The organism is Citrobacter sp. CK180, assembly GCF_030333655.1.
In the GTDB taxonomy this organism is placed as follows: Bacteria; Pseudomonadota; Gammaproteobacteria; order Enterobacterales; family Enterobacteriaceae; genus Citrobacter_B; species Citrobacter_B koseri.
In genome coordinates, this window is sequence record NZ_JAOWFM010000043.1 from 200,971 (window position 1) to 213,014 (window position 12,044).

14 protein-coding genes and 1 tRNA gene are annotated in these 12,044 nt (G+C 52.8%); all 15 read right to left on the minus strand.

The window, feature by feature from the left end; all coding sequences use genetic code 11:
* Positions 1 to 39: 39 nt before the first annotated feature.
* Positions 40 to 2,148: a ClpP-like prohead protease/major capsid protein fusion protein gene (locus OGV50_RS08605; protein WP_502873421.1), complete on the minus strand. Its 2,109-nt coding sequence runs from the start codon at positions 2,146 to 2,148 to the stop codon at positions 40 to 42.
* A complete protein-coding gene (locus tag OGV50_RS08610; RefSeq protein ID WP_200029607.1) occupies positions 2,102 to 3,616 on the minus strand; it encodes a phage portal protein in 1,515 nt (504 codons plus the stop codon). Before OGV50_RS08610 ends, OGV50_RS08605 begins: the two co-directional genes overlap by 47 nt.
* A gap of 8 nt (positions 3,617 to 3,624) precedes the next feature.
* Entirely contained in the window at positions 3,625 to 3,840 is a 216-nt protein-coding gene (locus OGV50_RS08615; RefSeq protein ID WP_200055836.1) for a hypothetical protein, read from the minus strand.
* Positions 3,837 to 5,954: a phage terminase large subunit family protein gene (locus tag OGV50_RS08620; protein ID WP_102987594.1), complete on the minus strand. Its 2,118-nt coding sequence runs from the start codon at positions 5,952 to 5,954 to the stop codon at positions 3,837 to 3,839. Before OGV50_RS08620 ends, OGV50_RS08615 begins: the two co-directional genes overlap by 4 nt.
* A gap of 3 nt (positions 5,955 to 5,957) precedes the next feature.
* Entirely contained in the window at positions 5,958 to 6,461 is a 504-nt protein-coding gene (locus OGV50_RS08625; protein ID WP_047463007.1) for a DUF1441 family protein, read from the minus strand.
* A gap of 223 nt (positions 6,462 to 6,684) precedes the next feature.
* Complete coding sequence (locus tag OGV50_RS08630) at positions 6,685 to 6,963, minus strand: hypothetical protein (RefSeq protein ID WP_275149052.1); 279 nt, start codon at positions 6,961 to 6,963, stop codon at positions 6,685 to 6,687.
* A gap of 595 nt (positions 6,964 to 7,558) precedes the next feature.
* Entirely contained in the window at positions 7,559 to 7,759 is a 201-nt protein-coding gene (locus OGV50_RS08635) for a hypothetical protein (protein ID WP_286488477.1), read from the minus strand.
* A 376-nt stretch (positions 7,760 to 8,135) separates the two neighbouring features.
* Complete coding sequence (locus OGV50_RS08640; protein ID WP_286488478.1) at positions 8,136 to 8,315, minus strand: hypothetical protein; 180 nt, start codon at positions 8,313 to 8,315, stop codon at positions 8,136 to 8,138.
* Positions 8,266 to 8,541 carry a hypothetical protein gene (locus tag OGV50_RS08645; RefSeq protein WP_286488479.1) on the minus strand — a complete coding sequence of 92 codons (276 nt, stop codon included), beginning with the start codon at positions 8,539 to 8,541 and terminating at the stop codon, positions 8,266 to 8,268. The genes OGV50_RS08640 and OGV50_RS08645 overlap by 50 nt, the downstream gene beginning before the upstream one ends.
* Positions 8,542 to 8,548: 7 nt before the next feature.
* Positions 8,549 to 9,163, minus strand: a complete 615-nt coding sequence (locus OGV50_RS08650; RefSeq protein ID WP_200090749.1) for a glycoside hydrolase family 19 protein — start codon at positions 9,161 to 9,163, stop codon at positions 8,549 to 8,551.
* A 157-nt stretch (positions 9,164 to 9,320) separates the two neighbouring features.
* Entirely contained in the window at positions 9,321 to 9,599 is a 279-nt protein-coding gene (locus OGV50_RS08655; protein ID WP_200090750.1) for a phage holin family protein, read from the minus strand.
* Positions 9,589 to 9,978, minus strand: coding sequence for a phage holin family protein (locus OGV50_RS08660; protein ID WP_110494473.1), 390 nt, complete (start codon positions 9,976 to 9,978; stop codon positions 9,589 to 9,591). Before OGV50_RS08660 ends, OGV50_RS08655 begins: the two co-directional genes overlap by 11 nt.
* Positions 9,979 to 10,301: 323 nt before the next feature.
* Entirely contained in the window at positions 10,302 to 10,769 is a 468-nt protein-coding gene (locus OGV50_RS08665) for an Hsp20 family protein (protein WP_058668906.1), read from the minus strand.
* A 541-nt stretch (positions 10,770 to 11,310) separates the two neighbouring features.
* The gene (gene cspE, locus OGV50_RS08670) at positions 11,311 to 11,523 is read right to left on the minus strand and encodes a transcription antiterminator/RNA stability regulator CspE (protein ID WP_198448394.1); all 213 of its coding nucleotides are present in this window, start codon (positions 11,521 to 11,523) and stop codon (positions 11,311 to 11,313) included.
* A 233-nt stretch (positions 11,524 to 11,756) separates the two neighbouring features.
* Positions 11,757 to 11,833: transfer RNA gene (locus tag OGV50_RS08675), tRNA-Arg, on the minus strand.
* Positions 11,834 to 12,044: the final 211 nt, after the last annotated feature.

Consider the following 12,044-nt stretch of genomic DNA (forward strand, 5'->3'; position numbering starts at 1 on the left):
GCCGCTCCGTAATAAAAAAAACCGTCAGAAGACGGTCGTTTATTTTTTGGTAACTTTAACCATGCCGCGCCAGTCAAGCGGCGCCACCCCCGCATCGATGCGCACCTTGAATGCGGCACCGTCCACGGTGAAGCCCTGCTGCTGCTCAAGATACGGGGTATCAATCCCATCCAGATAAGCAACTTCGATAGTGTCGCGGCCCTTCGCCGCCGACAGGTAGTAATCTGTCGGACTGCTGTCATCCAGACGAGCTTCGGAAAGGACGGTTGCGAAGTTCTGGATCGGGTTATTGATGCCGCTGTTGGCATCTGCCCCCGGCACGCTGGCGGATTTGATCAACTGGTTAGCACGGGATTCAATAGCAACCGGCGTCAACGCAAAAGCCGGACGGATATTGAGATGACGATCGCCGGATTTTTGTAGCAGCATCGCCTTACGTCCATCATCCAGTCCATCGATGCTCAGGTCAGCCGCTATCAGGTTGCCATGATCGGCGTGGAACAACGGCTTGCCGTCCGACATTTTCGGGTTGCTGGTCAGTACTGCCCAGACCAGATCGCCGACAGTTGCGCGCGCAGCGCCACCCATCGCCATCGGGATACGAGTAAGCATATCCATATCGTCGTTAATGATGGCCTGGCGATCGATGCTGAAAAGCTCGCCATAGGTCGCCAGCGCAATGGGTTCTCCGCGATCCTTCAGGGTGACGTACTTATATTCCGCCCCGGCACGCACCTTGCGCAAGGTCGGGAAAGAGTCCAGACCTGCGCGATGCGCGGTTTTGAAATCGGTCAGCGTGCCCTTGCGGGTCCACTGGTCGAAGGTTTCGTTTGCCTCATCCCAGCCCAGCAGTGCAGCCTTGTGCGCCACATCCATCAGGATATTGCCGAAATCGCTGCTGCTGTGGGTGAACGCCAGCCCGACCATCGCCAGCGGTGCACCGTGACCGGAAATACCGATACCGCGATCCACCAGCGACGCGCGCGCCAGTTCACGCAGGGTATAGCCGTTATAGGCGTTATCCTTCTCAGCCTGCGCATAGCCCGCCCGGGCCATGATGGCCGCGCGAATGGAATCACCGACAAGATTGCCGTTACCGGCATAAAGATGAATAGCGCCCGGGCCCGCACTCGGGGTTGTCCCTGCGGCCAGCGCCTGCAGCAGTTTGTCACGGGCCTTTTCAGCCGTGCAGGAAAAGTCGGCAAGGCATTCAGCCTTCAGCGTCGCGAAGGTCGGGAACGCCTCAAACACAGCGGAAACCGTATTCACGCGTTCCGCGTTCGCCGTCTGCATCTGCTGCTGTAGTTGCTGAGCCAGCGCGGTGATATCGATGTTTGTCATCTGCGGCGCGGGCTGTTGTGGTGCCGGCTGGGTCTGGGTTGCCTGCACTGGTGCGGGCTGCTGAACCGGAGCAGGCGGCTGATTCACCGGGGCTTCGGCACGCGGCGTAAAAAGGGTCTTAATCTGTTCAGGCATATTCTGGTAATCCTTCAGTTTATTTTCATTCACACAGGCCGCAGCCTGCAGTTCAGGTTCAAGCGTGTCGGCGAAGCCTTTTTCCACCGCTTCAGCGCCGTTGAGCCAGGTTTCAGCTTTCAGCATTGCTTCCAGCTCTTCCTGTCCAAGCCCGGTCTTGTTCATGTAGGCACTGAGCATCAGCGCTTCATTACGATCCAGCCAGTCGGCATAATCCCGCATATCGTCAGAATCCCCGGCGATACCACCCCACGGTTTATGCACCATAAGCCAGGCGTTTTCCGGCATATGCACCGTGGCGCCAGGCAAACAGACAATCATCGAAGCCATACTGGCCGCCACACCGTCCACCCAGATATCCACTTTCGCTTTCAGCCGCGCCAGGGTGTTATAGATCGCAAACCCCTGCATCACATCGCCGCCGGGACTGTGAATATGCAAATCCACTGCGCTGGCGTCGAAAACACCGGCCTCCTTACAGTCCGTGACAAACTGCTGGGCGGTGATCCCCCATCCGCCGATCACGTCATAAAGGAAAATCTCCACGCGCCCGGCGGCCAGCGCGCGGATCTCATACCAGCACTGGCCATTTGCGGCATCAACGCCCGCCAGGCTGGCGCGGGGGTTAATCATCATCTTCCGGCGGCTGCCCGGTTTGTTTTGCGGTTGCATCAGGCATAGCTCCTTTGTCGTTGGCGGCATCTGAATCAAACACCAGCCCGTGTTTACGGTTAAATTCGGTTTCGCGCATTCGCTGGCGTTTGACCTCCTGGGGAGACTGACCGCGGGCGCGTATCCATTCTGCTTCGGTTCCCGCGCCGCCACGGACAATCCCCTTCCAGGCGTTGGCCTCTTTCACCGGGTCGATCCACGGCATCACCGGACCGAGATAGGTCGCGTTGAACAGCGTCTGGCGGTCTACATCTGACGGGATATCCATCGTGAGCAGCGCCATCGCCAGCCAGGCGCGATATACCGGGCGACTGTGCTGACCGACAAACCATTGCTGCAGGACGTTGTAGCCTTCCTGCCCCTCCACCAGTTCCTGCCGCTGGGCGCTGTAAGTGCCGTTATAGTCACGGGCAATGCTGGAATAGGTGCCCCGGCTGCCAGCGGCGACGGCACGCAGCTGACCGTTGCGGAATTCATGGAGATGAACGTTCGGGCGGTTTGACTCAACCATCCCAAGATCTTCACCCGGCGCCAGATCGTCAAAAATCATGCCCGGCGCGATATCGAAATGACGGTATTTTTTCTCAGGCCCTTTCCAGTCGTCATCCACTGGAAAACTGGCCGCATCCCCGCGTTTGATATAAAAGCCCAGCGCGGCAGCGATGCGGGCGGCCACACGTTCACTCTCTTCGTAGTCCTTGATATCGCTCAGACGTTTAATCACGCCGTGCAACAGGCTGACGCCGCGCAACTGGTGCAGGCGTCGCCGCTGCGCAAGATGCAGCATGTTTTCTGCCGAAACGGTTTTAAGCTCGGCGCTGAAACGGGCCATGTTCGCCGGGTGATACTTATAGACGCGGTATCCCGTCGGCCTGCCCCATGCGTTGACGATAATGCCCTGCCGCACCTGCTGCCCGGCGACGCTGTTGAGATTCATCGGCACAAAATCGGCTTCAAGAAGTTCAAGCGAAAACGGCACGCTGGTTGAATGGGTCAACCCCGCTACCGGCCCGCGCACCAGCTGGGTAAAAATTTCACCGTCACGCAGCGCAGAGCGCAGGGCCAGCCGCTCGGCTTCCGGCCGCGTGAACATGCCTGTCACCTCCGGGCGCACCGACCATTCGGACCAGAGCGCGGATATCCTGGCTGCAAAATCTTCATGCAGCTTGCCATCCAGCCCCAGCGGCTGCGGCTCCACCTGAATCCCCTGCGCGCCGATTACCCGCTCTTCCAGTTTGTCCAGCAGGCCAATGACGATGTCGTGATCTTCATCCAGCGCCCTTGCCTGCTCGCGCAACGACACGCCAGCGGCAAAGACCGCCGTATCCGCAGAACGGCTTTCCCGTTTTCCTTTATGAAGGCGCGACGGCTGCGCGGCTTCATACGCCTGCAGCAGCATTCTGTTTCGTGCACGCGCAACCGCCCACCCTGGCGCAATGGCGCCAAGTGCTCTGTCAAAAATGCCCATGTGAAGCCTTAAAGAAAGTTAGCGAGTTTGAAAGAACCGCTGCGACGACTCACGGTTTCCCAGCGTTTTTCCCAGTATTCCAGCTCTTTACGCAGCGCTACCGGATTATGGTTAGTAATGGCGCGCCCGTTCACACCAGTGAAAGACACGCTTTTACCATCAAGGGAGTCACGGTAAGCCTGGCGAACCGTAACCAGCATCTGCTGAATTTCTGTTTTCGTCACAGCCAGCCTCCGTTTTCGCTGACACCCAGCCAGCCGCCAGACAGCGTGCTGGCCTGTTCAGTTTCTGAAACCGGAGACGAACGTGCAGGCACCGCTTTTTTCACAGCAATCTCCCTGGGGCGTTCCCCGTCAATAATGTTTGAATTGATATCCTGAGCAGCCGCCCAGGCTGGTGGTTGTTCCCAGTCACGGATTTTTTCGTAGCCGCGCAGGATCGCGACAGCGTGGGCATAACAGAAAAGGTCAAAGGCTTCGTTATTGCCTTTTCCCGGTTTACGCCATTTTCCGTCTGTCCCACGTTCTTCGTAGGTCAGTTCCTCGTAGAACCATTCCCCGAGCCAGTCAGGAAAATGGATATACCCCGCCCCGGGCGTTTCACGCTCGAGGTTATTACTGAGCTGGTCTTTAAGCAGGTCTGTCTGCAACAGATAAACCGGAACCTCGCCGCGCGCATCCGCCCGGCGATCGCTTCGGTCAGTGTTATCGGGATGGGTTCTGGTAATGATTTTCTGGCGTTTCGTGCTGTCCCCTTTAATCAGGTAAACCCGTTTACCCAGACCATCACGGCGACACTGACGCCAGAATTTATAGGCGTTATCCGTGACACCATCTTCCCCGCCACTGTCGACCGCCATTGCCAGTACGGGCATCCGCCGCGAAGGAGTGGACTGGAGCGGATACGTTTTTTCCAGCACATCCGTGATCAGCAGCTTCCAGTCTTCAGGATAGGAGCCCGGATGCACTGGCTGAGTTTCGCCATTTTCATCGCAGCGCAGGGACTGGCGGATGTTATAGCGATCCACCAGCCAGCGTTCCCCGTTTTCACCGTAGCCAATGATCTGGACCACAAAGCGGCGTTTCTTCCCGCCCTGTACGTCAACTGACGCCAGCAGGAAACGGACTTTGGGCGGCACCAGCCGTTTACCGTAGTCTTCCGCGCGCAACATTAGCGCATCGGCGCGTCGCTGTTCGCTGGCGGAGCGCGGCAGGTACGGCAGACCCCAGTCGGTGTTGATCACCGCCTTGAGGGTCTCTTCGCTGCCAGTGGCCTCGTACTCCTGCTCCGCGGTCAGCAGCTTATACACCAACTGCGCCCAGGTCTGGTACGCGGCTGCGGGTCCCTCCATCCAGAACGACGCTATGCGCGAACGGCGAGGCTCACCGGAAATATTACCGTTATGGTCAATGCTCTGCCCCTCTCGCAACCAGACCCCCACACCGTTAAGCTCGCGTTTTTTATCCGCAGTGATAATGCTGCTGCAGTGAGGGCAAAGCAGGTGTGCCGCCTCACTGGCTTTAACCGGATCCGGTTCATCCCGGTAGCCGGTCATGGCCTCCATCGCTGGCTGAAAATATTCACCGCAGTGCGGGCACGGCCAGTACCAGCGACGGCGATCGCCACGGTTATACAGTGAAAGTGCGCCAGTTGTTGGCGGTGCCTCATGGGGAGACTTGCGCCGCCATTTACTGTCGCGAATGTCCCGGCCTGGTGAACACTCCACCAGGGTCATACCGGCGGACATAAAGGTGGTGGTACGTTTGGACGCCAAGGTAAAACCGTCACCCTCACCGTCAATATCCTCTGGGAAACGGTCATAATCCGTCAGAGCCACGCATTTAAAATCTGACGAGGACATGATGTTGATGGAGGGCCAGCCAATCTTGAGATAGTTACCGGCCAGAAACGTCCGATCGTGCACGTTGTTGTCGTTCCGCAACGGGCTCAGGCGTTTTGTCACCTCCGGACTAACACGGAAGGTTCGCGCCAGACGCTTTTTTGAGTGTTCCCGCGCTTTCTCCTCCGTCATCTGGACGACCAACATATCCGACGGATCGCAGACGATGTTGTAGACAACCCAGCCATCGACCAGGCCGATCGTTTTACCCGTTCGCGCCGGGCCAACAAACACCACTGCGTCGTATTCACGCATCGCAAGGCAGTTCATCGGCTCAATCACATAAGGGGCAACGGCAGGATCCCACGGAACCGAGTTGCCAGCGCCCATCGGTACGCGCATAAATTTCTGTACTGCCTCAGCCACAGGCATACGGCGAGGAGCTTTGAGAATGGCGGAAGCGTTACGCCTGACTTCCGCTGCCGTGGCCTGTTGCATGACTTACTCCTCTTCTGGCATATCCTCCTGTTCCGGTGAGTCGGCCTGCTCAACTTTGAGGGCGACCTGATCGCGCAGATCGTCAATAACCTGCTGCACCCTGACAACCGCTGCTGGGGTCATCGCGCAATCGCGCTCAAGAATATCGGGTAGCGTTTCCAGTACCTGAACGACGGCTTTCGCCATCGAGGAAAACTCCCTGGTGACCTCAGATGCCGGGATCAGCTCCCCCGTTTCCTGCTGAAACTTGAGGCGTTCACGCTCTGACTGAAACCAGGCCTTACGATCGGGAGGAAGCATTTTGTCAACATCCACCAGGTCCGGTGCTGTGGAGCGCGTGAGTAGTTCCCGAAGAATATCGGTGACGGCATAAAGCTTGAGTTTTGGATTGCTGCCGGGTGCGGGTTGGACATTTGCAAGCTTGCCCGCGACCGTCTGGCGATGCAGATCGGTGATGGCTGCCAGCTGATTGATGTTCAGCCGGAAGTTTTTCAGTTCGTTATCCATGATGGTGAACAAAAAATAAGCATTTCGACATCCTCAAAGTTCTCACGCTCGTAAAATCAATAGGTTAAACGGATGATGATGAAACCCATAAAATGCAAAAAACCAGCCGTTTTCCGCGTGTCCTCGCCCCCTCGGTGTTCAGAATCGCCAGGAGTACCTTTTACAAATGAGAATTATTGTTATTTAATCACATAAAAAAGCCCCGCACTTGCGAGGCTATATGTTAGTCAGTTATGGACCCTGGTTTCCTGTCACCGTGGAAAAATGCCCATTCAATTTCTTCGCTCGAAGGTCTTTTGTCTGCAAAGGCAATTAGATAGTTTTCCCCTCGGATCGATTGCACCGAGATCTTAAATGATACAAACACAAAGTCCTCTGTATCACTTAACCCATCTAGCAAATGCATGTCAGGTCTTTCGAAGAGTTCTAGCAGGCTTGATTGACTTTCTGTCTGCCAAACTTCACCAGAGTATCCCCGACCAAACAACATGACGTCATGCATAATATTTTCCTCATCGTTAATGCTGGAAATGCCGCAGATATTACTTGCGGGATTGGAGGCATTATCAACAAGGACAACGGTCGGAATCCCGACCAAATAAAAATGGCAATAAAAAACCGCCTGTAGGCGGTTAGTTAAGGTGAAAGGCAGACCAAGTTAACGCGAATTATTAGCTTGTTCAGTTATCCCGACCAGTCCTAGACCAGCATGGGACCGAACAATCCAACGTCACCTGAGCCCCTTGGCTTTTCATGCATTAACCAAACAGCGTGACCTGTAAGGCGGGAGACTCCAACGTCCCAGACGCGGGTGGTAAAACTCTCAAGATGGTCGCCCATCCCGGAAATTCTCCCTTCTCATTAGCCTTTCGATTTCTGTTACCCCTGGCTCAGGAACCCTGATGTCACGATCAACGGCTGCTTAAGGGGAAGTCCAAAAACTGGGTCAAAAAGACCTCCTTGAACTTTCCGTGGGTTAACAATCAGATAATATAAAAAATAATCTCATTGTAAAGATCCATCGCCAAAGGCGTCTGTCATATCTCCATGTGGAGATAACCATTATCAAGCCCACCAGCAAGTGAGCTTTGTAATGGCTACTGGCGGTCAATGTGCTCGTAGCGAGAAACTGTCCTACCGTTCTGGTTCATCACGTAGGCGACCTCTCCCGGCTTCAGGAACACATTTTTGTCCATTCCCGATACCGCAATACTCTGCTGGTTAGGGTTGAAACCGACACTCAGTCCACAATGAATTTCTTCGCCACCGCCAGGTGATACCACTTTTACTGTTAACATGCTTCTTCTCCTGCTTCTGCTAATAAAAAAGGCTGCCAAAAGGCAGCCCTGGTACAAAATAGATATGGCTTACGAGGTATGACACGAATTACAGCAGTAATAACAACCGTTAGACTGCGTATAGTACTTTTTCGCCTCCTGAACCGCTGGGCGGCAACTGTCGAAAATGCCAAGATAAGTACGATTTTCTGTTGCTGGCATAAAAGAACATCCGGTTACATGAACTTCGTGGTCTCCATTCGCCTGTGTGTTCTTATTAACATAATAATGCTGTCCCATTGTTTTTTCCCAGAGTGACGCTGTCGATTACAGCAAATACACTTTACTCTCAGAGTTTTTAACAATTAAGACCATTCCTATTTAACTTTGATCGTCATCACTGCCGTTTATGGCAGTTGACTTCAACCGCTTTGTTATGCGCCAGGATGTCGCGCTTCGTCTGCTTATCAAGCACATCAATGTCGTGGTCTGTCAGATAGATAATTCGCGACCACAGGCACCCCGTATCAACGACTACCGGGGCGGGTGAATTGTTCGCGCAGCTCCCGATCAACATCGTCATCAGGCATGTGATTAACAGTCTGCTGTACATCGCTGGCCTCTCTGGTCACTTCTGCCTGTCGCTCTGCTGCCGCTACCGATGCGGCGGCGTTCTCTTCGGTGCGCTGCCTGTCTGCTTTGGCTTCTGCTTTGCTGGTGCCGCGCGCATGTCCGAAACCAAAAGCACCGGCGATAGCAGCAATCACCGCTGCGACCAGGCCGATAATCATTTCGATACCCATAGTGACCTCAGACCAGCGCGGCTTTCGCTTTGGCGTAACGTTCACGGCGGTCTTTAATGCCGTTCTGCCCACCGTTGATAATCTGCGTGACGCGCTCCACATCCCCCGAATACAGGAGACAACCGCGCATCGTGAAGTACCATGCTGCCGAACGGGCCGCATGTCGCTCTTGCGTTAGCAGCTCCGGCGTACTGACAAGGTCAAGTTTCAGCGCTGTACCGCACCTGGTGTAGTTCTCTCGACCAGTGATTTGCAGCAGGCCGCGACCGCGATATTTCCAGCCATCACCCTGGCTGTTATTACCCATGCGGTCACCGTAAACCAGATTGGCTATTTGCGGTTGGTGGGCGACCTGCTTACCATCGACGCGACCCAGCATTTCACACTGATACGGCGTCAGGCGTTTACCAAAGGTTTTTTTCAGCCCGTCTACCGAGTAGTTAAAATTCTCTACCAGCAAGGTAAAGCCAGCAGACTCATGTCCAGCTTGTGCAATGAACATGGCCTGATCGTTAACTGCTGTAATTCCAAACTCTTTCATTGCCGCGTCGATATGCTGAAACCAGCGCACAGCTAATCCAGCGCTTACACCAGCCGCGTGCTGAAATTGTTGTTGATTCATGTGATTAACCCGATATTGAGGCAGGACAAAAAACTACTGACAAGGTGTGATGTAATAAATGCGAAACAGAGTTTGACTAAAGTCGATACTCCACCTCATTAGAACAACACCAGGCCTCGAACTTTCAGGGAAGCGGAGATGTCGCGCTTCCCTTTTTTTATTTCTGAAGAATGTTGATTAAACGCGCCACGTTTCCCCGCGCCCATAGCACGGCGGCACAGATGAGAACATTCACCAGCACAACCAGCCAGTTTGAATCGTGATACAGACCGAAAATGAACTTCAAAGGAATGACGGCGTAAACCAGCACGGTCAGATACGCCAGAAACGAAATAAAAGGCCGGTGACGTGCTCCCCGGCGCTGGTAGAACATCAGAACAAGAACTATCACCGCGCAGGTGATCGAGTTAAGCAGTGCTGTCGGGTCACTTACCATTTCCCCCTCCCCCGCGTAACCGCGTAAAGACACCAAACAGGCTGTTCAAATCCTGATTATTAAGGAAAGTTAGAATCTTTATGCACAGTGCAGAAAGAACTACTGCGCCGAGCGCATCCAGCGGTTTTTCATAACGCGTGGCGGCATTGAGCCAGGAACCAACAAATCCGGCTCCAAGCACCCCGACGATGAACGAGGTCAGGAAATATGCTGCCAGGCGAACTCGTGTAAGGTTTGTTGCTGTTGCGACGTAAAATACTGCACCGCCAAACGCGCCAAAAACGACGCCAAAGTCGGTGTGAGTAAAAACTCCATACGCAACGGAGCCCAGCAGGCCACCGCCGAGAACTGCGCCGGCGCCGGTTAATGGATCGGACATTTAGCCCCCCTCTTATTGATGTGGCTCCTCTCAGTACGAGGGGAAATAAAAAAAGCCGCCCCGAAGGCAGCCAATAACCAGATAAGTAATAATGCCTTTACATAAATTTCGCTTAAGGTTAAATTCTTCTCACAAGTTGATGAAGACAACTTGAAGATTAGCTATTTGCTCTGTGTTATGCCCGTACTCCAATGCGGGCTTTTTTTTACAAAAAAAAGACCTGCAAAAGCAGGCCGAAAGGTGAAGTATATAAGGTATTGTCATATCGAAATAAAGAGTAGTTACATAAACGGGAGCTTTAGTCTGCTGAGACTTACACCCAATTATGATTTATGTTCTATCACTTTCTGATTACTCTCTATCGCTATTTTCTGAGGCTTCTCACTTTCAGGAATTTCCTGGTAAATATCCACCTGCAGAAGACCATTCTCCAGTTTTGCACCGCTCACTTTAGTGTGTTCAGGTAAAGAAAAGCTTAACTGGAAATCCGCGCGTCGGATACCACGATATATCCAGTTTTCTTTTTCTTCTGAAGATTCTTCGGCCCGCTTACCAGCAACAGTCAAGTTTCCACCCACGGTTTCAATTTCAAGCTCATCCTCCTTCCAGCCGGGAACGCTTACCGTAAGTTGATAACGATTCGAATCCTGTTTCTTGAGATCGTATGAAGGCGCAGCCGCTACAGGGGTATCCCCCGTTAACTGACTGAACAATCTGTCAATCCTGTTGAAACGGTCTGAGAAAATGGAATCAGCAAATACCGGGAGTGCTGACAAGGTTCTGAGTGCCATAATTAACCTCCTGAATTCCTGTTCAAAAGCTCAACATAGAGGCAAGCATTGCTTGTCCGATAATTAAAATAATTCCTCTTACACAGTTTTCAAGATCTGCCAGGAAAATTTTTTTCACTTCGGCCCGGGATGTACAACAGGTGAACCAGCACAGGCTCCCCATGCTTGCCAGACCCCAGATTTGTGACCACAGCCAAATAAAAAGCCCCTGTAAAGATACAGGGGCGAAGCTCCCGCATCCCATAACTGATACTGTAGAACACAATCATACGGAAGCGACGCTTTTATAAAAACAAACTGCCAATCTGTCAATACAAACCATTGCACTGATTGAGCCGTATAAAAGGCACTCCATCCAACAAATAACCCACGGTTGTTCGGACTTTAACGAAGCGCTTTTGGATAAACACGGATGTGTTAACAAAAATAAAAACCCCGCCAGGGCGAGGTTTTTATGTCTGGATGAACCTACTTTGTATCTGACGCAGGTCGCGGACCAGGGCGTTCAATTCGAGTGAACCCAGGAAAACTGAACCAGTCTTTAAACCGCAAAAACGTTGCCAGCAGAAGGTCCTTTTTGACCATCCTGAACGGTAAATTCTACTTTCTGACCTTCATTCAGGGTTTTAAAGCCATTACTCTGAATGGCAGAAAAGTGGACAAACACGTCCTTGCTACCGTTATCCGGGGTGATGAACCCAAATCCTTTGGACTCATTAAACCATTTTACTGAACCAGTCAATTTGTTAGACATAGGTAATACCTCAATATACAGAGCCTTACGGCGAAATGGTTTTCGCACAGAACTTAATTACTAATGATAAGAAGGCTCAAAACGAAGGATTACCTATGGATAACACCTGAGATGAGGGCTGCTTTACTGAACCGCTTTATCATGTCTGTGTACTAAACCGACAATCCATTAGTCACACAGCTAAAAATCAATAGCAAGGTTTATTTTTGGTAATGCGTAAACTAGGAAGAAACTGGTCCGCCACCGAGGGCTCGAACCTCGCACCGTCAGCTTAGAAAGCTGATGCTCTGTCCCGATGAGCTAGTGGCGGCTGGAGTTGCGGTGCCGGGTGCCTCCCGGTGAGCCTTTGGTTGACAACCCATGACTCGCGAGCATATCAGTTGCTTATTCCCTAAATGCAAAGCACTTACTGTCATTTTCGCCCCTACGCTAGTGGGATTCACCGCAACGAGGGCAGCTTACCATTACACCCAACAACGAAAAACCCCACAATTGCGGTAAGTCTTCTCAAACATGAGGGG

What these genes read in the sequence shown, in the direction of transcription:
- OGV50_RS08605 (WP_502873421.1), bottom strand. Translation starts at nt 2,148, where the DNA reads ATGCAACCGCAAAACAAACCGGGCAGCCGCCGGAAGATGATGATTAAC.
- OGV50_RS08610 (WP_200029607.1), bottom strand. Translation starts at nt 3,616, where the DNA reads ATGGGCATTTTTGACAGAGCACTTGGCGCCATTGCGCCAGGGTGGGCG.
- OGV50_RS08620 (WP_102987594.1), bottom strand. Translation starts at nt 5,954, where the DNA reads ATGCAACAGGCCACGGCAGCGGAAGTCAGGCGTAACGCTTCCGCCATT.
- OGV50_RS08625 (WP_047463007.1), bottom strand. Translation starts at nt 6,461, where the DNA reads ATGGATAACGAACTGAAAAACTTCCGGCTGAACATCAATCAGCTGGCA.
- OGV50_RS08630 (WP_275149052.1), bottom strand. Translation starts at nt 6,963, where the DNA reads ATGCATGACGTCATGTTGTTTGGTCGGGGATACTCTGGTGAAGTTTGG.
- OGV50_RS08635 (WP_286488477.1), bottom strand. Translation starts at nt 7,759, where the DNA reads ATGTTAACAGTAAAAGTGGTATCACCTGGCGGTGGCGAAGAAATTCAT.
- OGV50_RS08640 (WP_286488478.1), bottom strand. Translation starts at nt 8,315, where the DNA reads ATGTTGATCGGGAGCTGCGCGAACAATTCACCCGCCCCGGTAGTCGTT.
- OGV50_RS08645 (WP_286488479.1), bottom strand. Translation starts at nt 8,541, where the DNA reads ATGGGTATCGAAATGATTATCGGCCTGGTCGCAGCGGTGATTGCTGCT.
- OGV50_RS08650 (WP_200090749.1), bottom strand. Translation starts at nt 9,163, where the DNA reads ATGAATCAACAACAATTTCAGCACGCGGCTGGTGTAAGCGCTGGATTA.
- OGV50_RS08655 (WP_200090750.1), bottom strand. Translation starts at nt 9,599, where the DNA reads ATGGTAAGTGACCCGACAGCACTGCTTAACTCGATCACCTGCGCGGTG.
- OGV50_RS08660 (WP_110494473.1), bottom strand. Translation starts at nt 9,978, where the DNA reads ATGTCCGATCCATTAACCGGCGCCGGCGCAGTTCTCGGCGGTGGCCTG.
- OGV50_RS08665 (WP_058668906.1), bottom strand. Translation starts at nt 10,769, where the DNA reads ATGGCACTCAGAACCTTGTCAGCACTCCCGGTATTTGCTGATTCCATT.
- cspE (WP_198448394.1), bottom strand. Translation starts at nt 11,523, where the DNA reads ATGTCTAACAAATTGACTGGTTCAGTAAAATGGTTTAATGAGTCCAAA.